Genomic DNA, 19,551 nt, shown 5'->3' on the forward strand with positions numbered 1-19,551 from the left:
TCCGGACTGAGTTTATTAGGCTCAGCGAGCTACTATATTGGTTGCTTAACATTTAGCTTGATTGTAACAACGCTAGTGACTATTGCGTTAGTTTGTCGTTGCTTAAAAGGGTTAATTTTATTGGTGGTATTTTCCTTTTTGTATATCCCAATGATTATTTTGATTATCTATTCATTCAATAGTTCACGCTTAGTGACAGTATGGGCAGATTTTTCAACCAAATGGTACTTTGAGCTTATTCACAATGATACGTTGCTTAAAGCTGTCGGATTGAGCTTATCGATTGCCGCAGGCGCAGCAACGCTGGCTATTTTGTTAGGTACATTAGCCGCTTATGCTATTATTCGTTTCAGACGTTTCCGTGGCGCTAATTTGTTCTCATTTATGACAACTGCACCGTTGGTTATGCCTGATGTTATAACGGGTTTGGCACTGTTATTACTATTTGTTGGCATGGGACAAGTATTAGGTTGGCCTAAAGACCGTGGCGCAATTACCATTTGGATGGCGCATGCCACATTTTGTACCGCTTATGTTACCGTGGTCATTAGTGCCCGTTTACGTGAATTAGATAAGTCGATAGAAGAGGCGGCACTCGATTTAGGTGCTAATCCGCTTAAGGTATTTTTTATTATCACCTTACCTATGATCGCCCCAGCGTTAGTATCGGGTTGGTTACTGGCATTTACCTTATCACTGGATGATGTGGTGATTGCGAATTTTGTCACCGGACCGGGCGCAATGACTTTGCCTAAACTTATTTTCTCAAAAGTTAGGTTAGGGGTCGATCCACAAGTCAATGCACTGGCAACAATTATTCTATTGATTGTCGGCATTATTGGTTTTATATCATGGCTGTGGATGCGTAAAGCTGAGCGACGTAAAATGCGGGAAATTCGTATGCAATAACTTATTGCTTTTACTCAATATTGCTTTTATTAATTATTGCCGCTATATGCGGCAATTTTTCTTTAAAATGTCCGTGTTTTTTAATGCATTTTGTATTATAGTGTTTTAAGTCAGTTTTCTGACAAAATTCTCAGGGCGGGGTGTAATTCCCCACCGGTGGTTATAGCCCACGAGCGCTTAATCGTTTATTTTGTTGGTTTAGTGCGGTATGTTTCCGACTAAACACTCAATATCTTTAATCGATTAAGGTCTAGCAGATTTGGTGTGATTCCAAAGCCGACAGTTAAAGTCTGGATGAAAGAGAGTAGCTTATCTTTTCTATATTTACCGAAAGGTAAAATCACTATGGTCAAGCACTTGCCCTGATTCTGGTATTTAATTTATTTATACTTAATTGATAAAAAAGCGAAGACAAAGCCCTAAATGCGCATACGGCAATTAGTCAGCTAAATTTACGGCATGTTCGTTGCAAATTGGATTTAAGTGTAAATACAATTAATTGTATATAACAGGATAGGTAACTACCATGAATCAGTTTAATTTAAATGAGTTTGGCACACCGATTGAGCGTGTGAAAAATGCGATATCTGCACTTAAAGCCGGTCAAGGTGTATTAGTGTTAGATGATGAAGATCGTGAAAATGAAGGCGATATTATTTGGCCAGCTGAAACAATCACCACAGAGCAAATGGCGTTGACCATTCGTTATGGTAGTGGGATTGTCTGTTTATGCATGCCAAAAGCCTATTGTGAAAAATTACAATTACCGATGATGGTGGCAAATAACACCAGTAAAAATCATACCGCTTTCACGATTACCATTGAAGCGGCTGAAGGCGTCTCAACCGGGGTATCAGCCGCCGATCGTGTCACCACTGTTCGAGCAGCCGTTGCGGATGATGCAAAACCCAGTGATTTAAATCATCCCGGTCACGTGTTCCCGTTAGTGGCTCAACAAGGTGGCGTACTGGCACGTCGTGGGCATACTGAGGCTTCTGTTGATTTAGTGACTTTAGCCGGATTCAAACCTGCTGCGGTTATTTGTGAATTAACCAATGATGACGGCTCTATGGCAAGAGCGCCACAAGTGGTTGAGTTTGCTAAAAAACACCATTTACCGGTGGTCACTATTGAAGATATTGTACAATATCGTGAATCTTAAGATCTTGCTAAATGGTGGAAGATAACTATGCCGAATTTGTCGGCATAGTTATTAGCGTAGTTATTGGTGTAGTTATTGGCACCATTATCGACATAGTTATGGTTAAATTAACCTAAAACTTTTAGTGCACAAGCTTTAGTAATTTTGACACCATTTTCTAAAGCAGATAAATCAAACTTCATTTCCGGATGATGTAATCCCGGTGTTAAATCACAACCTAATCCCCAAAATCCAGCTTTAACATTACGTTCTCTTGGGTAATTAAAAAAGTCCTCGCCACCTGGGGTGAAGATCGGATCTTTTAATCCTTCACTACCTAACACGTCAACGATAGCCTCAGTAATGATTTGGCTAACTTCGTTGTCGATCTCAGCTGCTGGGATCTCTTTTGATACTTCAATATCAGCTTTAGCGCCGATTGCTTCTACACTGAGTTTAATTGCTTTTAAGGTTTTGGCTTTTAACTCATCCATCGCCGGATTGGTCGGTGCTCTTAAATCCCAACAGACATAGGCTTTTGACGGAATGGCATTGGTGACGCCAGCATCACAAATACAGCGTGTTGCTTTTACGCTATAAGTTAAACTAGGCGCAAGATGAATGGTATTTACTGCTTGAATTGCCATCATAGCGGCATCTAATGCATTGACGCCTAGATGTGGCCGTGCGCCGTGCGCAGGTATACCATGGATATTAACTTCCACAGTGGTAGAAGCCGAATAATACATTGCCGGCGATGCGAAACCTTTTGGACATTCATCTTTAGGACGAAGATGAAGACCAATAATCATATCAACATCATCAATGGCGCCACCGGCAATCATCGCTAAAGCGCCAGAGCCTAGCTCTTCAGCGGGTTGAAAGATAAGCTTTAAACGGCCTTGCTTAATATTGCCTTCTTTTATTAGCTCTTCTGCTGCCGTTAACAAGATTGACGAGTGTCCATCATGACCACAAGTATGTCTTGCACAATGTACGCCATCAATAATATGCCCAAGCGCATCCATATCAGCCCGTAAGGCAAGTACCGGTCCGGGTTTGCCAGAGTCATACTCCGCCACTATTCCGGTTGTATTATTAATATGACGAGTCACTTTATAACCTGCTTTTTCAAGCTCGGTTGCAATATAAGCCGCTGTTTGATGCTCTTGAAAACCAAGCTCCGGGATCTGATGCAAATGGTTATAGTGTTGTAAAACAGTAGACATTGATATCTCCTTTATCAAACAATAAACCGCATAACAATCATGGCAATTAAACCATTAACAATACTGTTTACCATGAGTAATGGCCAGTATTTTTTCGGCACATCAGCAACGCCCAGCAATCGCCCCATATATTGCAGTTGTGAGCCCATTAAGAAAATAGCGGGTGCCAAAATGGTAACATCGGTTGCGCTAAGTAAGCCTTGCGTAATTAAATTAACCGCCACACCGGTACCTGCTGAAGCGGATAACCAAGCTGTGAGTAAGACCGTAATGGCTTCGCCCGGTAGACCAAAAAGCCCCATAACCGGTGAAAAATAATCACCAATTAGCTGCATTAATCCTAAGCGTTTTAAGATTTCGGTAATAACAAAAGCCATGATGATATTGGGCATTAAGTTATTAATGGCAATATTAAAGCCTTTACGTGCGCCAATAACAAAAATATCTAATGGATTGTTGGTTTGATTTTGTGAATTACTCATTACTAAAATCCTTCTTATAAACTGAGTTTAGAACCAGACGCACTAAAATGGCACCGACAAACTTAAGTACAATCATCAGTACTAAAGGAATAAAAATGGCAACACTCATCGAAGCGAATAGGGCGGAACCGATTGAAAAATAGTTATTAATCAATCCGGCGCCCGAATATTGCCAAGCGCTGATAATTACTAAATCTTTTTTGGTGATTTGCTTGTCATCATATAATTCTTTAGTTAAAACCGCACCGGCGTCGGTACTTTGCAAATCAGTGATAAGCGCAAGCCCCGTTTTGCCCGGCACACCTAGGATAGGTTTAAGTAGAGGAGTTAATAATTTATGTGCAGCTCGAATGGTGCCATAGTGGGTAAATATTTCAAGAACGCCCAGGGCTAACATTACTGTGGGTATGAGCGAAAGGGCAAAGATAAAACCAGCTCGAGCACTGATGCCGCCTTCACCCACAAAACTATTTTTTTCCGGATGAAGCATCGTACCAAATTTACCACTTAGACTGGTAAAATCAAATGCACCTAGCCACTCTTTTCCCTCTACATTAAAAAATAGGCCGGAAAAAAACAGTATAGCCACAATAAGTGAAATATACGCTTTTATTCCGACTTTTACTTCATTGTCAGATTTTTTTGACATGCGATCTTCCTTTTACGATTATTCAATCTTTTCATTTCAATATAAAAAAATAATTACTGCACTTTTATCAACTTAATCTGTTATATTCTGTTTTATTTCTAATCAGTTATAGACAAATTAGTGTTAAATAGCGATGTTAGCTATCAAAAGTAGCAGAAATTATTTTGGGTATTTTATACTGAATTTCGTTTAAATTGAAAATGTGATCGTTTTTATACAGTTGGTTAACCTTGAAAAGGTGGCTGTTTTTCCCATAATGATTACTAATAAAACAACCAATTATATTCTGTTGGCATCATTATAATGCCGGCATTTTGATCCTTGCGTTTTTTTAAAAGTTTTACTTTCGTTTGATTGGTAAAAATAATGGCAGCAACAGTCTTAAACATTGACTTATAACAGTTTTAGCCTTGATATTTATTTTTCTTCGCTATAAAATCAGCGAGTATGTTGAAATTTGCAATAAATTTTTTGTAAAAATGTTTCAGAAACTACCTACGTTTTAGTAAAAAATTGCGTTGTTTCTCTACTTTTAAACATCACGATCTTTAGGTGGCAAATTTGTTTAATTTGCGAACCGTCTTTTTATTTTCATCCAAAGCGTTAAGGTGAAAAAAGAAAATCAAGCAAAGCGAAAAAGTAATAAATTTCAGTGAGGTAGCTATGCATAGCAGGAATAAAGAGTGGGTATACGTTATACTGACCTGCTTTTTTGAATTGAGTTGGGTTCTTGGATTTACTATCGCAACCGAATTTTGGCACTGGATCATCATTGTGCTAGTGATTATTGTCGATTTTACTTGTCTGACTAAAGCGTGTAAAACCATACCAACCGGCACTGTATATGCAATCTTTTCTGGTGTGGGGGCGATTGGATCGGTTGCGATTGATGTGCTCCTTTTCGGGCAAACATTTAATCTTCTTCAACTGTTTTTTGTATTGTTAATCATTATTGGTGTTGTGCAGTTAAAACGTACTGATAGTTAAAATGTAATGATAGTTAATAAGTAAAAATAATTAACAGGTACAAACAGTTAACACATATAAACCGTGAGTGCATTTAGATAATTAGTTTTTATAGATAGTCAAAGCGTTAAATTAGGAACTTTATTATGGGTTGGTTATTAATATTTACTGCATCGATTTTTGAGGTAGTTGGTGCTGTTGGGCTCAAACTCTATTCACAGCAAAAAAGCTTATTACGTATTGTACTGTATTGGGGCGGCTTTTTTGTTTCGTTTGCGCTCTTCTATTTTTCGTTACGTTATTTGGATTTAAGTATCGTTTACCCGGTTTGGGTCGGTCTTGGCACATCGGGTGCGGTGTTAGCCAATATGTTTTTGTTTAATGAGCCTAAAAATATTCAGCGATTAATTGGTCTGACTATTATTATTATTGGTGTGGTTGGTTTGCATCTCACCATGTGATATACCGTTATTCACATTGATGAGATTAATCAAATATCGAGATCATTTTAGATACAACATACAACCATTAAGATTCTTACCAAATTTCTGCCTTTATTATGCTGATTTGATTTATTGAATTTTCTTTATTTTCAATATCAACTTATTTTCTAATTTCAACTTTTGATTAATTGCATTGCAGTCTAAATTTATATAGAATAATCACACTGTCTTAGTGGGTTGTTAGCTCAGTCGGTAGAGCAGTTGACTCTTAATCAATTGGTCGCGGGTTCGATCCCCTCACAACCCACCATATTTCTATTTTTCCTAAATTGAGTGATTATTTAGTTTTTTATTTATCATTTTTATCACTAAAATTAATGGCGAGTCTTCATTCTTTATTTCAACTAACTTATGAGTCATATTATGAATTCATATCTATTACTTTTTTTTGCAATTATTTGTGAAGTTATTGCAACTTCTTCCTTAAAACTGTCAAATGGTTTTACTCATTTACTGTATTCAATCATTACCATTGTTGGTTATAGTGCTTCGTTTTATATTCTTTCTTTAGCCTTAAAAACCATTCCTGTTGGGATTGCTTATGCGATTTGGTCGGGGATTGGGATTATTATTATCAGTTTAATCGCTTGGATCTTTATGAAACAGTCATTAGATCTGGCGGCTTTAATTGGTATGGGCTTTATTATATTTGGTGTGGTTATTATTAACCTATTTTCTAATGTTGCAGGACATTAATTTAATTAATTAGTCTTGATAACTGACTTTGATACTCATTGAATGTGATCTGACGGGATATTTCGTTGAGGGCATAAAAAAGCCGGAATTTAACTCCGGCAAGTGCTTTCCAAAATATAATTAGGCTAGTTATAATCGATTATTTGCTTAATTTAAATTTCGTTAGCATGTTGTTTTAAGAAGCTAGCTACACCATTTGGATTAGCTTTCATACCTTGTTTGCCTTTAGTCCATTGAGCAGGACATACTTCACCGTGCTCTTCGTGGAATTGGAAAGCATCGACGATACGTAGCATTTCATCAATGTTACGGCCAATTGGTAAATCATTAATAGTTTCATGACGAACAATACCCGATTTATCAATAAAGAATGAAGCACGAAGCGCAACACCTGCTTCAGGATGTTCTACGCCATAAGCTTGCATAATGCTATGTTTAATATCGGCAACGATAGGGAATTTCACTTCGCCAATACCACCTTTTTCTTGTGGCGTGTTGCGCCATGCATTGTGCACATACTCAGAGTCCATTGATACACCAATCACTTCTACACCACGTTTTTTAAACTCTTCTAAACGATGATCAAAGGCAATAATTTCAGAAGGGCATACAAAGGTGAAATCCATTGGCCAGAAGAAAACGACAGCATATTTTCCATTAATGTGTTGAGCTAAATTAAAATTATTTACGATCTCACCAGAACCTAGAACAGCTGCAGAAGTAAAATCAGGGGCTTTACGGGTGACTAATGTCATAAAATGTCTCCTTTTCAAACAAATATCAATCTAATTGGTATGCATTATAACAATTTAACGGGGAGGTCACAGTTGTTATAAGCAATTAATTTCATAAGCACAAACTATCAAGAAAGGTATTATTGTTCGGTTTTTTTTATCGATTTTTTCGGTTTACCTTTATTTTTTGTATCGCGATGACGCAGTTTTACCTTTTTCTTGTTAGTTTCTTCGTGTTTTTTACTGATACTTTTTGATTTTGCCTTCTGCGAAGGTTTTTTCTTGGTTACTGGTTTAGGCGCACGAGTTTTTGGGCGTAAATGGTCAATAGTTCTTAATTTAATCGGTTCATTGATGTAGCGTTCGATTTTTTGTAATAACTCGTTATCGTGCGCTTCTATTAGCATGATAGCGGTGCCTTTTTTGCCGGCACGAGCTGTGCGACCTATGCGATGTAAATAGACGTCGGCTGTTTTTGGTGCATCAAAGTTGATCACATGCGTGATATCATCAATATCAATCCCTCGTGCCGCTACATCGGTTGCAACTAATACGTTAACGGTATTGTTGCTGATTCTTTTTATCGCTTCGTTACGCTTTGCTTGCACCATTTCGCCTTCTAAATAGCAGCTATGGATCCCCGCTTGATGTAGCATTGATACCAATTCATGAACACGTTCACGTTTGCGCACAAAAACAATTGTTTTTTTGAACTCTTCTTGTTTAAGTAAATGGGTTAATAGCGCCACTTTATGCGTTAAATCATCAGCGCGATAATAAAATTGTAGGATTTTTTTGCGCTCTTTGCGTGAAGGATCGGCATTGATTTCAACCGGATTATTTAATATGCGATTAGCAAAGTCATACAAGCCTTTACCTTCTAGTGTTGCAGAAAATAGTAAGGTTTGTTTGCGCCAACGTGTTTCAGCCGATATGGTTTCAACATCTTGCGAAAAGCCCATATCTAACATGCGATCAGCTTCATCTAAAATGAGCATTTCAACCGCACGACAATCAAAATTTTCTTCTTTGATATATTGCAAAAGTCGTCCGGTAGTTGCTATTACGATATCTTGATTTTTGCTAAAGATCTCTGCATGGTTCATATAAGCGACACCACCGGTTATGGTTGCGATGCTTAAATGGGTTGATTGGGTAAGTTTTTGTGCTTGCTGAGCAATTTGCATGGCAAGTTCACGGGTTGGGGTTAAGATTAAAATTCTTGGTGGCCCAGGTTTGCGACGAGGAAAATCCAATAGATGTTGCACAGCCGGGATAAGGAAAGCTAATGTTTTACCGGTACCGGTTGGGGCTGAGCCTAAAATATCTTTGCCTTCTAATGCCGCCGGAATAGTTTGCGCTTGAATGACTGTTGGGGTGATGATGTTTTGTGCTTGTAAGTTCTCCACTAAAATATCATCAAGTTGTAGATCGGAAAATGTTTGTGTTGTCATAGCTATCTTTTTATCAGAAATTTGAGAAGTATTATAGCGACAATGTTTATAACTACAATCATTATCATGTGACATATTTTGATTTGATTTAATTACCGCTTAGTAACGTTTATCTGTTGATTATGGATATCGATGAACTACTTCAACTTTTTGTCATACAGCTTTGATTTGTTATTAATGGTTAAATTTTTTGTCAAGAAGTTTCAGAAAATGTATATGTTTAAGTAGAAACTTATCATCGTTTAGAGTTTGTGATAGAATGTCCGGCAAATTTGAAGGTATAGCTTTGAACAATATTTATTGTGTTGTCTGATTAAATGCTTAACCGTTCAGTTTTATCTTTACTAGTTGGATGTTGTTGTCCAAAAATCAACGCTCTGTTTTTTACTATAACGATCTGATAAACAAAATGACTGAATATTTCACCAACGATAATTACGAAGTACAATTACAAAATAAAATTACTCAATTAACAACATTATTGTCTGATTTTAACCTTCCTCAATTGGTCGTTCATTCATCTCCAGTCAGTCATTATCGTATGCGAGCTGAGTTTAGAATATGGCATGATGGTGAAGATCTTTATCATATTATGTATGATAAAAAGACCAAAAAACGGGTGCGAATTGATACTTTCCCGATAGCGACAGTATTGATAAATCAAGCGATGCAAGCGATTTTACCGCTTTTAAAACACAATGAAACCTTACGCCATTTGCTGTTTCAAATAGATTATTTTTCAACCTTAAGTGGTCAGCTTTTAATCACACTTTTATATCATAAAAAGTTAGATGATAATTGGCTTGCGCAAGCCCAGCTTTTAAAGCAACAATTAGCCGAACAAGGTATTGAGGCTAATTTAGTCGGGCGAGCCAGTAATCAAAAAATTTGTCTTGATGTGGATTATGTTGACGAAGTTTTACCATTGCAAGATCGATCGCTGACCTATCGACAAGTTGAAAATAGCTTTACTCAACCCAATGCGGCAATCAATATCAAAATGCTCGAGTGGGCGTTAGCGGTAACTAAGAATTCAACCGGTGATTTACTGGAGTTTTATTGTGGTAATGGTAATTTTTCTATTGCGTTGGCGCAGAATTTCCGTCAGGTTTTAGCCACTGAAATTGCCAAAGCTTCGGTTTATTCAGCCCAGCATAATATTAAAGTCAATCATATAGATAATCTGAAAATTGTCCGATTGTCAGCTCAAGAATTTACCAGCGCAATTAAGAAAGAGCGTGAATTTAATCGTTTGAAAGGCATTAATCTTGATGATTATCAGTGTAATACGGTACTTGTTGATCCACCTCGTAGCGGTTTAGATGACGATACCATTACTATTCTTAAAAGCTATGACAAAATCATCTATATCTCTTGCAATCCTCAAACGCTCAAAGAGAATTTAAAACAGCTTTCACAAACGCATGATATTACCCATTTTGCGATGTTTGATCAGTTTCCCTATACTGATCATATTGAAACGGGTATTGTTCTACATAAAAAGTCGTGATATTCGTATTAAAAAAACAGAAATCTTGTTAAAATAGGCAAGATTTCAAATCTCTTTATATTTTGTTTTATTGTTTTATTAAGATAAGTGCTATTTTAGATAAAAAAAAACCCTAGATAAACTAGGGCTGCATTAAATTGCAAGGAATGGATGAAAGGAAATAAAACAATGAAACAATACTGTCTAGCCTCATGAATCATTGTGGTGCTAATATAACAAACACAAACAAACGAATTAATGACACAAACATTACAAAATAGTCATTACATTGTCATGATTGCATTTGAGTTTTTCATATATCCTATAACCCATTATGCAAATTCGATAACCTGATAAAACAACAAAGGAAATATTCAAAATGAAATTGTTAGTTGTTGAAGATGAACAAAAAACAGGAGAGTATCTTCGTCAGGGATTAGTTGAATCTGGATTTATAGTTGATCTGACTAATAACGGTCTCGATGGTTATCATCGAGCAATGACAGAAGACTATGATTTAATAATTCTCGATGTGATGCTTCCGGATATCGTCGGTTGGAAAATCGTTCAATCATTGCGAGAAGCGGGTAAAGATACTCAAATAATGTTACTAACTGCCATGGGCAGTGTTGAAGATAAAGTTAAAGGGCTAAATTTAGGTGCTGATGACTATTTAGTTAAACCTTTTTCATTTGCCGAACTATTAGCTCGGGTAAAATCACTTTTACGGCGTAATGTGCCACAAGTAAATAATTATCAATTAAGTATTGCTGATTTGGTAATGGACCTACCTAAACGAACCGTTACACGTGGCGATAAACGAATTGATTTAACCAATAAAGAGTTTTTACTATTGGAATATTTTTTACGCTATCCGGGTGAGGTATTGCCTAGATCGCTTATTGCCTCACAAGTGTGGGACATGAATTTTGATAGTGATACCAATGTTATTGATGTTGCAATTAGGCGTTTACGTAACAAAATCGATGCCGATTTTGAGCCTAAATTAATTCATACTGTCCGTGGAATGGGATATAAATTAGATGTATTGGATGAAGCAGAGTAAAATTATATCATTTCGCTTACCACTTATTGTATGCCTACTTACTTGTGGGCTACTTTACTGTTTTAGTTATCTTATCGAACGCTCTTTTGAGAAGTTTTCGATTCAACAAAATGTGACTGAATTAAATTCGGTTATTACTTCAGTTGAGCGAGAATTGACTTACTATTCTCCCGCTGATAATCGTGATGAGTTTTTCCAAAATCTGTTGTTAATTTTGACAGGTCACCATCATCTGTTTGTCTATATTTTAGATGATTCGGGAAAAATTGTTTATCGAACACGCGGCCCTAATCTGGCAATTGCTTTATCACAACGTGAATTCGAACGGATTATTGCCGAAAATAGTACCGCCATTTGGAATGTCGATAAATCATCTTACCGCATTGCTGCTTCAAGGGTTATGGTAGATGAAGGTAAACAGTTTACCACCATTGTTGCCGTTGGACGTGATTTGCAACTAGAGTTTATTTATCGCTTGCGCATTGGTTTAGGTATACTTATTGCAATTGCGTGTGTTTTGGCGTTAATTGGATCGCTAATCTCTATTTATTACACCCAAAAACCGATTAACCGATTAATTAAGAAAATTGAGCGAATTAACTTAAAAAGCCTTAATTATCGAATCTCTACCGCCTCAGTGCCGACCAAATATGTGAGTTTAGTGAAAGCATTTAATAAGATGCTCAGCCGTATGGAAGATGTATTTCATCGGCAACGTAATTTCACAGCAGATATTGCTCATGAGATGCGTACACCAATTACTAATTTAACAACCCAAACACAAATTGTTTTAAATAATGCTCGCTCTACAGAAGAGTATCGAGAGATTTTATACTCTAATTTAGAAGAGTATGAAAAAATGTCACAAATGATATCTGATATGCTGTTCTTAGCGCAGGCAGATAACCGCCAACTAGTGCCAAATCTGATCGATATTGATATTCATCAGATGTTGACGATGATGTGTGAATACTTTGAACCGTTAACCGACGAGAAAAATATCACTATTGATTTGGAAGGTCAGTGTGCTCATATTCAAGGTGATAAAATGATGTTAGGGCGAGCGATTAGTAATATTCTATCCAACGCTATTCGTTATACACCTGAAAACGAAACAATCCGAATAAGCTTGAGTCAAGTGACGCAAAAGCGAATAAAAATTATTATTTCTAACCCCGGTAAAAAGATCGACAGTCGCCATTTACCGCACCTTTTCGATCGATTTTATCGTGTGGATGAATCACGTCATCGTAGCGGTAATGATTCATCCGGAGCAGGTATTGGACTTGCGATTGTTAAATCGATTATTGAAACCCATAAAGGCTCGATTTATGTTGAATCGGACGATCAATCAACCCGCTTTGTGATTAATTTGCCAACGGCTATTTAACATCAAAATCACTAATTAATAGATTAGCTGCTGCATAAGCAGCTTTATCTTTTAATTCTTGGGGAACGTGCTCGTTACGCACTACTTCATTAAGAACTTGCATCACGGCACCTAGCGCATCATCAATATAACCGAGTTCGTTACTTCCAATTTGTGCATATTTTTGACGAATTGTTTCATGATACTGATTCATTTAACTTTATCCTTTAGTGTGTAAATTTGTCTTTCAAGCATTGATTATAAAAAGTGAGCCAATTTTTCATAAACTTGATTAGCGCTAATGCTTTGCATACTTTTATCAGCGGAAATTATGCTGTGTTGATTTTTACCGTACCCACCAATTAGCTTAGGATCGGTTTGACCAAATAAGGTGATATTGGGTCGATCTAACGCCGCTGTTAAATGGCTTAATCCAGTATCAACCGATACTACTGCTTTTGCACCTGCGATGATCGTTGCAATTTCATCTAAGGCGAGTTTTGGCAACACTTGCACATGTTGAAAACCTTTAGCCAGCCTCAGTGCACGCTGCTCTTCATGCGGCGCACCCCATGGTAGTTTAATGGTTAACCCGGTTGGTTCAATTTGTTTAATTAATTCTCGCCATGCATCTTCTGTCCAATGTTTTTCATCACGCGTGGTGGCATGGAGAAATACCAGATATTGCATAGCGTCTTCTGGTAGCACCTGAGTAAAATGACGAGCAATAGCATAATCGCCGGTATGGTTAGGGAAGGTATAATTTAAACTTTTAGCAAACAGTAACCTAACTCGCTCAATGGCATGCATCTGTTTTGGGACATGATGTTTAACATCATAAAACCAACTGGCAATAGGCTCTTTGATACTCTGACGATCTAAGCCATGTTTGATTCCACGGGCTTTACGAGTAATCAAAAAGGCACTTTTTATTAATCCTTGGGCATCGATGATACAATCATATTGTTGCTGGCGAAGTTGCTGGATAAATTGATGACGCTCTTTACGGACAGGGCGAGAAAACCAATTCTTTCGCCAGCGTCTGATTGCTACCGGTATGACGGTGTCAACCGCAAAATGCCAGCTAGGAATTTGGGCAAAATTTTCCTCAACAACCCAATCAAACGTGATATTGGGTATATGGTTTGCTGCATCGGTTAAGGCGGGTAAAGTGTGAAGCACATCACCCATTGAAGATGTTTTAACGACCAGTACACGCATAATTAATTACTCTTTTCACAGCGGACAATTAGCTTCATTAAACTTTCAAACACTTGATCGGGTTTAATATCTATCAAGCTTTGATGATATCCCTGTTCCGCATCACCTCGACGAACTCGGTGATAACCGGTAATTAACCGAATCACTTCAGCCTTATTTGACAATGGTGGCGTAAAATCCGGACTGCTTGGGCCGTACAGCGCTACAAGCGGTCTATCAAGGGCTGCGGCAACGTGCATTAATCCTGAATCATTGGTTACCACTGCTTTACAAGCAGCAATTAGATTTATGGCCTGATCTAATTGAGTCTTTCCGGCTAGGTTAATGCATTGATCGCTGTGAGTCATCTTTGCCATAATCTGTTCACCGACTTGGCGATCATTGGCCGAACCAAAAATTAACACTTTAGCATGCTGTTTAACGATCATATCAGCAAGCGTTGCATAATGATAATCCGGCCAGCGCTTGGCTGGTCCAAATTCAGCCCCAGGACAAAAACCTATCAAAGGGGCATCTTGCGGGATATCAAAAGCGGTTAACGTTTCTAAAATTTCCGGCATGGTGACATGCAGTTTAGGCCACAGTATAGGTTGAGGGATATCTTTAGCTGAGTGCATCTCTTGCTTTGGATAGGCAAGGGCAACATAGCGCTCAACCATTAACGGATAAGCTTGCTTATTTAATTTACGAAGATCGTTGAGTAATCCGTAGCGCATTTCACCTTTCCAGCCTGTGCGTTTAGGAATTTTAGCAAAATAGGGGATCAAAGCAGATTTAAATGAATTAGGTAAAACGATAGCCTGTTGGTAATGATTTTCCCGTAGCGATTTGCCTAATTGATAACGCTTAGATAAAGCAAATTCACCATGACCTAGCGGCATGGCAATAGCTTGGCTAACTTCCGGCATTTTAGCTAATAAAGCTCGGCACCATGAAGGTGCCATAACGTCAATTTCAATATCGGGGTTAAGCTGTTTTAATGTTCGATATAAACTTTGCGACATCATCATATCGCCAACCCATGAAGGACCAATAATGAGAGTTTTCATTTTTTTCCTTTTTATTGTTCATTGAGCCATTTCATATATTCGGTTGTGCCTTCGGTCACAGTTTTGAATTTTATTTGACAACCTGCTTGTCGGAATTTAGTTAAATCAGCTTGAGTAAAGGTTTGGTAACGTCCTTTTAACTGCTCAGGGAAGGGAATATATTCAATTTCGCCTGTTTGATGATAACTCATAACAGCATCTGCTACGGTTTGGAAAGATTCCGCTTGACCGGTACCGCAATTGAAAATCCCGGATACTTGATTTTTCCAGAACCATAAATTGACATCAACCACATCACCAACATAAATGAAGTCACGTTTAAAGTTATCGCTACCGGCAAATAGTTTGGGTTTTTCACCCTTTTTCAATTGCTCATTGAGATGAAAAGCCACGCTTGCCATACTGCCTTTATGCGTTTCACGCGGTCCGTAAACATTGAAATAGCGAAAACCACAAACTTGCGATGTGGCTTGCGGTAAAATCTCTCTGACATATTGATCAAATAAAAATTTAGAGTAACCATATACATTTAGTGGTTTTTCGTAGGCTCGCTCTTCAATAAAGTTATCACTACGACCGCCATAAGTTGCCGCTGATGAAGCATAAAGGAATGGGATATTGAAATCTAAACAGTAGTGTAAGAGATCTTTGGAATAGCTGTAATTATTTTCCATCATGAATTTTCCGTCCCACTCAGTGGTTGCTGAGCAAGCGCCTTGATGAAAAATAACATCGATATCAAGATTTTCATTAGAGATGATTGCAGAAATAAACTCATCTTTGTCCATGTAATCAGCGATGTCTAAATCAGCTAAGTTTGCAAATTTAGTTCCGTCAGTTAAGTCATCGACAACTAAAATATCTTTATGTCCAATACTATTTAAACCTTTAACAATATTGCTTCCAATAAAACCTGCACCGCCAGTGACAACAATCATAATTACTACCTTTAAACGAATTAAATTTAATGCCTCTATAATACCGATTTATGACAAAATTTTCGAGTGTTCATTTAGATGCATATTGTTTTTTATCCGTTTTGAGAATAATTAATTACCATTGTTTGGTAGTAAGCGGTTAATTGCTATTTTTTATATCGATTAATTCATGCTGTTAACGATGTTTATCAAAAATAGATGCAATGTAGAAAAATGGGTTGGGTAAAGAGATTGTCGTTTAAAACTCTCTCTTTTATTGAAATTACTCATTATTATGTTTTGCAGTTAATAAAATGTATCTTGCTAAACTAAGATAGGGTTCGGTTTGACAATACTGTTTTTCAAGCGCTAATAGTTGGTCAAAGTGTGTTTCAGACTTGCTTTTATTGATTAAATAATCATGAAAAACCCGGATGCCGATTTTATTTGTTATGGTAAAGTTAAGATCGGTTAACCAGGTATAAACTTCAGTTGGCTTTCTTGGAAAATCCGGCGATAAGGTCTTTTTTTTGCGTTTAGCTAAACCTGCTTGAGTATAACCAAAATTACCCAGTGTCACCGTTTTAAATAACAGTGCATCATAATTATAAAACATTAACGATAAGTAACCGTCAGCTTTTAAATGTCTCTTTAAGGCGTTAATGACAGTTATTGGCTCAGCTACCCATTCTAAAACTGCATGGCAAATCACTAGGTCAAATTGTTCATCTGTCACTTGGTCAAGCGTTTGTATGGCACTATGTATACACGTTATCGGTAAGTTTTCCGCTATCGCGGTTTGTTTTGTCTGTTCAAGCATCTGCGCTGAAATGTCACACAAGGTAATTTGATGCCCTAGTCTGGCAAGCTTACAAGCAATTTGTCCCTGCCCACCACCCGCGTCAAGGATCTTTAATGGCTTTTTAACACTACAGTCAGCTAAGATCTGTTCAAGTTCTTGCCAGACTATCGCCTCACGTATTTTACCTTTAGTTGTACCATAAATATTTTGTGCAAATTTAGCACTGATATCGTCAAAATTTCGATCTTGCTTATTCATACGTTAGTTTTGATTATTCAGCTTTTGTACTTGCGCATTGATTTGCGATAATTTTTCAGACATTAATTGATAACACTGTTCCATTAAGGCACGAGTATCGTCTTTTTGAAGGTTTTTGGTTTCAATCGGATCAAGCATCTCAACAATCACGTGTCCGTTATTTAAACGATTGAGTTTAATTGAATTGGTATCCGACACACAGATTGGCACAATAGGTACACCTGCGGCTATAGCGGCTTTAAATGCGCCTGTTTTAAAAGGTAACAATCCTCGACCTTGACTTCGAGTCCCTTCGGGAAACATCCAGATAGATATGCCTCGATTGTTGATCTCTTTTACCACTTGGCTAATGGTATCGTGTGCTTTAGATTTATTATTACGATCAATCAAAATATTACCGATTAGATAATAAAGTTGCCCAAAAAATGGGATCCATGCCAAACTCTTTTTCCCAACGGTGACGGTTTTCGGTTGAACGATGTCAGCGGCAACAATCATGTCATAATTATTTTGATGATTGGCAATAAATACACAGCTTCCCATGTTTTGGATATTGGAATATTGGCGGGTTTCAACTTTTACGCCCAAAATGGGCTTGAAAAAAAAGCTAAATAGATGCGCAAAGCGTGCAACATTTTTTGGATTACGCGGATTAAACAGGCAAAAAATAATACCTAAAACACAGATTATCACTCCTAAGATGACAACACTAATTAAGCGAAAAAGAAAAACCATAATTTACCTCATAAGTTAACTTAGCGTATTATATACGTAATCAGCATTAATATACAGTTTCCGCTACCGATAACAGCTAAAAGGACGGTTATGCCAAAATCAACAATTATTTGGGATGAAAACCAAACCGCAATTTCGACACATTTTGATGATGTCTATTTTAATACCCGTGGCGCAGTAGCCGAAACAAACTATGTTTTTGTTGAAGGAAATAATTTAGTTGAACGCTTTTTAACGCATCAGTCTGATACATTTATTGTTGGCGAAACCGGTTTTGGTTCTGGCTTGAGTTTTTTGGTACTATCCAAAGCGTTTTTAGCGTTTAAAAGACAATACCCTAATCACATTCTTCAACAATTGAAATTTTTCAGTGTAGAAAAATATCCATTATCAGCACAAGAGATGCTGCAAATGCATGAAAATGTGATAGATGATGACACGTTAGCCTTACTTGCTAAGCAGTTAAGATCTTATTTATTTCAATCTGAGCCGATTGAGGCGAATATCAGTTTAGCGATTTGTTATGATGATATTAGCGCCTATCCTGATTTCTTATCAAAATTTAATATACTTGTTGATGCATGGTTTTTTGACGGTTTTTCACCAGCAAAAAATCCTGATATGTGGTCACAACATTTATTTCAAGATTGTTTTAAATTAACCCGACCAGCGGGAACTTTTGCAACTTTTACTTCAGCAGGTTTTGTGCGCCGTAATTTAACCAATGCAGGTTTTCAAGTATTAAAGCGTAAAGGTTTTGGTATAAAACGTGAAATGTTAGTTGGCATTAAGTCTTTATAAAATATGCTATAACGATTACGGAAATTACGGTAAACTTAGCCAATATTGCGATTTTAAATAAACATTTATCATTAATGGAATATAAATTGAGCTTAATTATTAATAAATAATAAGGAGTTAAGATGAAAATATTAAATACAGTTGTATTTGTTGTTGCTATAGCATTAAGTTTGGCCGGTTGTGAGAAAAAAGATTATGAGTATTATTCAAAAAATCTCGATGCTGCTGAAGCAAAAAGAGAAGAGTGTTCCAATGGATTAAGTAAAGCTCAGTTAGAAGGGGATCGCAAAGCATATGATAAATTAATCAATGATGAACAATGCATTGCTGCAAAAAACGCAATTATCAATGATAAAAAGTTAAAGGCGCAATTGGAAAGAGAGCGTGAGGAAGCTGAGAAGCAACAAGCACTAGATGCAGCGAAGGCCATTATAGTAAAAGAAACAGAAGGACTTACTTGGCAACAAACTATAAACGAATATTTGAAGGATGATGAATGCCAAGAATTTACGTTTGGAACTAGTAGTGCTAAATGTCAAGCTTGGAAGATTATTTATGATGAAAAGGCTCAAGAGGGTAAAGATCAGTTAAAACAGTTATCATTTGATGAAATCAAGGGTGAAATGCTGTCTTTATGTAAGCTCGATTCTAGAACGAAATCTAACTGTCGTGTAGCTGAACAAGCATTAGAAGAAAAGGCTGCAACTGAATTAGCAAATGATGATCTCAAAACCATTGAAGAAAAGGAATCTATTTATTGTTCTGATGATTTGAGATTTTCATCAGTTTGTAGAAGTAGCTGGCAAAAAGCTTGGGCAAAACAAAATCAGGAAGTTGTGAAATTTTTTGTTGATAATCAAGCGGAATTTATCAGTACCTATAATGCATGCGTTGATAAAGTCGTGGCTATTGATTCTACCGTTGATGACTGGTCAAAGAGAATTGAATTAAATCAAAATATTAAAGACAGTTATCCTTGTAGCCAAATAAGAGAAGCTGCTATTAAGCGAGGAATGTCCTACACCAATTTTAAAGAGAAAATTAGTAACTAGGATTCATCTAAAACCCCATGTTTAATGGG

Annotated in this window: 21 protein-coding genes, 1 tRNA gene and 1 riboswitch; of the genes, 11 read left to right on the forward strand and 11 right to left on the reverse strand. The window is 37.0% G+C overall.

Annotation, left to right across the window (positions count from 1 at the left end):
* The first annotated feature begins 150 nt into the window (after positions 1 to 150).
* Together J3U37_RS04215 and ribB are read left to right on the forward strand one after the other, a co-directional pair.
* Positions 151 to 909 (forward strand): ABC transporter permease subunit, encoded by a 759-nt coding sequence (locus J3U37_RS04215; protein ID WP_366518694.1) that lies wholly within the window; start codon positions 151 to 153, stop codon positions 907 to 909.
* 122 nt (positions 910 to 1,031) lie between these two features.
* Positions 1,032 to 1,219, forward strand: a riboswitch (FMN riboswitch).
* Positions 1,220 to 1,435: 216 nt separating this feature from the next.
* Positions 1,436 to 2,071: a 3,4-dihydroxy-2-butanone-4-phosphate synthase gene (gene ribB / locus J3U37_RS04220; protein ID WP_220219395.1), complete on the forward strand. Its 636-nt coding sequence runs from the start codon at positions 1,436 to 1,438 to the stop codon at positions 2,069 to 2,071.
* Between the two features lie 107 nt (positions 2,072 to 2,178).
* Here ribB and J3U37_RS04225 read toward each other — a convergent pair whose 3' ends face one another.
* The 3 genes from J3U37_RS04225 to J3U37_RS04235 are packed head-to-tail and all read right to left on the reverse strand — an operon-like array spanning position 2,179 to position 4,410.
* Positions 2,179 to 3,279, reverse strand: coding sequence for a M20 peptidase aminoacylase family protein (locus tag J3U37_RS04225; RefSeq protein ID WP_267373447.1), 1,101 nt, complete (start codon positions 3,277 to 3,279; stop codon positions 2,179 to 2,181).
* Positions 3,280 to 3,293: 14 nt separating this feature from the next.
* Complete coding sequence (locus J3U37_RS04230) at positions 3,294 to 3,761, reverse strand: YjiG family protein (protein ID WP_267329731.1); 468 nt, start codon at positions 3,759 to 3,761, stop codon at positions 3,294 to 3,296.
* Positions 3,754 to 4,410, reverse strand: coding sequence for a nucleoside recognition domain-containing protein (locus J3U37_RS04235; RefSeq protein ID WP_220219398.1), 657 nt, complete (start codon positions 4,408 to 4,410; stop codon positions 3,754 to 3,756). Before J3U37_RS04235 ends, J3U37_RS04230 begins: the two co-directional genes overlap by 8 nt.
* A gap of 663 nt (positions 4,411 to 5,073) precedes the next feature.
* Here J3U37_RS04235 and J3U37_RS04240 point away from each other — a divergent pair.
* From J3U37_RS04240 to J3U37_RS04255, 4 genes are all read left to right on the forward strand, one after another.
* Positions 5,074 to 5,397, forward strand: coding sequence for a DMT family transporter (locus tag J3U37_RS04240; RefSeq protein WP_220219399.1), 324 nt, complete (start codon positions 5,074 to 5,076; stop codon positions 5,395 to 5,397).
* Between the two features lie 125 nt (positions 5,398 to 5,522).
* Complete coding sequence (locus J3U37_RS04245; protein WP_220219400.1) at positions 5,523 to 5,837, forward strand: DMT family transporter; 315 nt, start codon at positions 5,523 to 5,525, stop codon at positions 5,835 to 5,837.
* Between the two features lie 216 nt (positions 5,838 to 6,053).
* Positions 6,054 to 6,129, forward strand: a tRNA-Lys gene (locus J3U37_RS04250).
* A 113-nt stretch (positions 6,130 to 6,242) separates the two neighbouring features.
* The gene (locus J3U37_RS04255; RefSeq protein WP_220219401.1) at positions 6,243 to 6,575 is read left to right on the forward strand and encodes a DMT family transporter; all 333 of its coding nucleotides are present in this window, start codon (positions 6,243 to 6,245) and stop codon (positions 6,573 to 6,575) included.
* 152 nt (positions 6,576 to 6,727) lie between these two features.
* Here the strand turns inward: J3U37_RS04255 and J3U37_RS04260 are convergent, their stop codons facing one another.
* Together J3U37_RS04260 and srmB are read right to left on the reverse strand one after the other, a co-directional pair.
* Positions 6,728 to 7,330: a peroxiredoxin C gene (locus J3U37_RS04260; RefSeq protein WP_267329732.1), complete on the reverse strand. Its 603-nt coding sequence runs from the start codon at positions 7,328 to 7,330 to the stop codon at positions 6,728 to 6,730.
* Between the two features lie 119 nt (positions 7,331 to 7,449).
* Positions 7,450 to 8,763 carry an ATP-dependent RNA helicase SrmB gene (gene srmB / locus J3U37_RS04265; RefSeq protein ID WP_220219403.1) on the reverse strand — a complete coding sequence of 438 codons (1,314 nt, stop codon included), beginning with the start codon at positions 8,761 to 8,763 and terminating at the stop codon, positions 7,450 to 7,452.
* Between the two features lie 409 nt (positions 8,764 to 9,172).
* On the opposite strand from srmB, the gene trmA reads away from it, so the two are divergent.
* The 3 genes from trmA (at position 9,173) to J3U37_RS04280 (ending at position 12,708) form a co-directional block, all read left to right on the forward strand.
* Complete coding sequence (gene trmA, locus J3U37_RS04270) at positions 9,173 to 10,273, forward strand: tRNA (uridine(54)-C5)-methyltransferase TrmA (RefSeq protein WP_267373449.1); 1,101 nt, start codon at positions 9,173 to 9,175, stop codon at positions 10,271 to 10,273.
* A 358-nt stretch (positions 10,274 to 10,631) separates the two neighbouring features.
* Positions 10,632 to 11,318, forward strand: a complete 687-nt coding sequence (locus J3U37_RS04275) for a heavy metal response regulator transcription factor (RefSeq protein WP_220219405.1) — start codon at positions 10,632 to 10,634, stop codon at positions 11,316 to 11,318.
* Positions 11,305 to 12,708, forward strand: a complete 1,404-nt coding sequence (locus J3U37_RS04280; RefSeq protein WP_220219406.1) for a heavy metal sensor histidine kinase — start codon at positions 11,305 to 11,307, stop codon at positions 12,706 to 12,708. The genes J3U37_RS04275 and J3U37_RS04280 overlap by 14 nt, the downstream gene beginning before the upstream one ends.
* Here J3U37_RS04280 and J3U37_RS04285 read toward each other — a convergent pair.
* The 6 genes from J3U37_RS04285 to J3U37_RS04310 all read right to left on the reverse strand — a co-directional run bounded on the left by J3U37_RS04285 (position 12,701) and on the right by J3U37_RS04310 (position 17,669).
* Positions 12,701 to 12,901 (reverse strand): YaeP family protein, encoded by a 201-nt coding sequence (locus J3U37_RS04285; RefSeq protein WP_267373450.1) that lies wholly within the window; start codon positions 12,899 to 12,901, stop codon positions 12,701 to 12,703. The two genes, J3U37_RS04280 and J3U37_RS04285, sit on opposite strands and share 8 nt — an antisense overlap.
* 44 nt (positions 12,902 to 12,945) lie before the next feature.
* Complete coding sequence (rfaC, locus tag J3U37_RS04290) at positions 12,946 to 13,908, reverse strand: lipopolysaccharide heptosyltransferase RfaC (RefSeq protein WP_267329734.1); 963 nt, start codon at positions 13,906 to 13,908, stop codon at positions 12,946 to 12,948.
* Positions 13,909 to 13,910: 2 nt separating this feature from the next.
* The gene (rfaF, locus tag J3U37_RS04295; protein ID WP_267373452.1) at positions 13,911 to 14,957 is read right to left on the reverse strand and encodes an ADP-heptose--LPS heptosyltransferase RfaF; all 1,047 of its coding nucleotides are present in this window, start codon (positions 14,955 to 14,957) and stop codon (positions 13,911 to 13,913) included.
* 11 nt (positions 14,958 to 14,968) lie between these two features.
* On the reverse strand, positions 14,969 to 15,895 hold the full coding sequence (gene rfaD / locus J3U37_RS04300; RefSeq protein ID WP_267329736.1) for an ADP-glyceromanno-heptose 6-epimerase: 927 nt from the start codon (positions 15,893 to 15,895) through the stop codon (positions 14,969 to 14,971).
* Between the two features lie 262 nt (positions 15,896 to 16,157).
* A complete protein-coding gene (locus J3U37_RS04305; RefSeq protein WP_267329737.1) occupies positions 16,158 to 16,934 on the reverse strand; it encodes a methyltransferase domain-containing protein in 777 nt (258 codons plus the stop codon).
* Between the two features lie 3 nt (positions 16,935 to 16,937).
* A complete protein-coding gene (locus J3U37_RS04310; protein ID WP_267373453.1) occupies positions 16,938 to 17,669 on the reverse strand; it encodes a 1-acylglycerol-3-phosphate O-acyltransferase in 732 nt (243 codons plus the stop codon).
* Positions 17,670 to 17,759: 90 nt separating this feature from the next.
* On the opposite strand from J3U37_RS04310, the gene mnmD reads away from it, so the two are divergent.
* Positions 17,760 to 18,470 carry a tRNA (5-methylaminomethyl-2-thiouridine)(34)-methyltransferase MnmD gene (gene mnmD, locus J3U37_RS04315; RefSeq protein WP_267373455.1) on the forward strand — a complete coding sequence of 237 codons (711 nt, stop codon included), beginning with the start codon at positions 17,760 to 17,762 and terminating at the stop codon, positions 18,468 to 18,470.
* A gap of 122 nt (positions 18,471 to 18,592) precedes the next feature.
* Entirely contained in the window at positions 18,593 to 19,522 is a 930-nt protein-coding gene (locus J3U37_RS04320; RefSeq protein ID WP_267373456.1) for a hypothetical protein, read from the forward strand.
* The last annotated feature ends 29 nt before the right edge of the window (positions 19,523 to 19,551 follow it).

It is taken from the genome of Gilliamella sp. B3172, assembly GCF_026536465.1.
Classification (GTDB): Bacteria; Pseudomonadota; Gammaproteobacteria; order Enterobacterales; family Orbaceae; genus Gilliamella.

Coding starts and splice junctions, on each gene's coding strand:
- J3U37_RS04215 (WP_366518694.1), top strand. CDS start 151: ATGATTATTTTGATTATCTATTCATTCAATAGTTCACGCTTAGTGACA.
- ribB (WP_220219395.1), top strand. CDS start 1,436: ATGAATCAGTTTAATTTAAATGAGTTTGGCACACCGATTGAGCGTGTG.
- J3U37_RS04225 (WP_267373447.1), bottom strand. CDS start 3,279: ATGTCTACTGTTTTACAACACTATAACCATTTGCATCAGATCCCGGAG.
- J3U37_RS04230 (WP_267329731.1), bottom strand. CDS start 3,761: ATGAGTAATTCACAAAATCAAACCAACAATCCATTAGATATTTTTGTT.
- J3U37_RS04235 (WP_220219398.1), bottom strand. CDS start 4,410: ATGTCAAAAAAATCTGACAATGAAGTAAAAGTCGGAATAAAAGCGTAT.
- J3U37_RS04240 (WP_220219399.1), top strand. CDS start 5,074: ATGCATAGCAGGAATAAAGAGTGGGTATACGTTATACTGACCTGCTTT.
- J3U37_RS04245 (WP_220219400.1), top strand. CDS start 5,523: ATGGGTTGGTTATTAATATTTACTGCATCGATTTTTGAGGTAGTTGGT.
- J3U37_RS04255 (WP_220219401.1), top strand. CDS start 6,243: ATGAATTCATATCTATTACTTTTTTTTGCAATTATTTGTGAAGTTATT.
- J3U37_RS04260 (WP_267329732.1), bottom strand. CDS start 7,330: ATGACATTAGTCACCCGTAAAGCCCCTGATTTTACTTCTGCAGCTGTT.
- srmB (WP_220219403.1), bottom strand. CDS start 8,763: ATGACAACACAAACATTTTCCGATCTACAACTTGATGATATTTTAGTG.
- trmA (WP_267373449.1), top strand. CDS start 9,173: ATGACTGAATATTTCACCAACGATAATTACGAAGTACAATTACAAAAT.
- J3U37_RS04275 (WP_220219405.1), top strand. CDS start 10,632: ATGAAATTGTTAGTTGTTGAAGATGAACAAAAAACAGGAGAGTATCTT.
- J3U37_RS04280 (WP_220219406.1), top strand. CDS start 11,305: ATGAAGCAGAGTAAAATTATATCATTTCGCTTACCACTTATTGTATGC.
- J3U37_RS04285 (WP_267373450.1), bottom strand. CDS start 12,901: ATGAATCAGTATCATGAAACAATTCGTCAAAAATATGCACAAATTGGA.
- rfaC (WP_267329734.1), bottom strand. CDS start 13,908: ATGCGTGTACTGGTCGTTAAAACATCTTCAATGGGTGATGTGCTTCAC.
- rfaF (WP_267373452.1), bottom strand. CDS start 14,957: ATGAAAACTCTCATTATTGGTCCTTCATGGGTTGGCGATATGATGATG.
- rfaD (WP_267329736.1), bottom strand. CDS start 15,895: ATGATTGTTGTCACTGGCGGTGCAGGTTTTATTGGAAGCAATATTGTT.
- J3U37_RS04305 (WP_267329737.1), bottom strand. CDS start 16,934: ATGAATAAGCAAGATCGAAATTTTGACGATATCAGTGCTAAATTTGCA.
- J3U37_RS04310 (WP_267373453.1), bottom strand. CDS start 17,669: ATGGTTTTTCTTTTTCGCTTAATTAGTGTTGTCATCTTAGGAGTGATA.
- mnmD (WP_267373455.1), top strand. CDS start 17,760: ATGCCAAAATCAACAATTATTTGGGATGAAAACCAAACCGCAATTTCG.
- J3U37_RS04320 (WP_267373456.1), top strand. CDS start 18,593: ATGAAAATATTAAATACAGTTGTATTTGTTGTTGCTATAGCATTAAGT.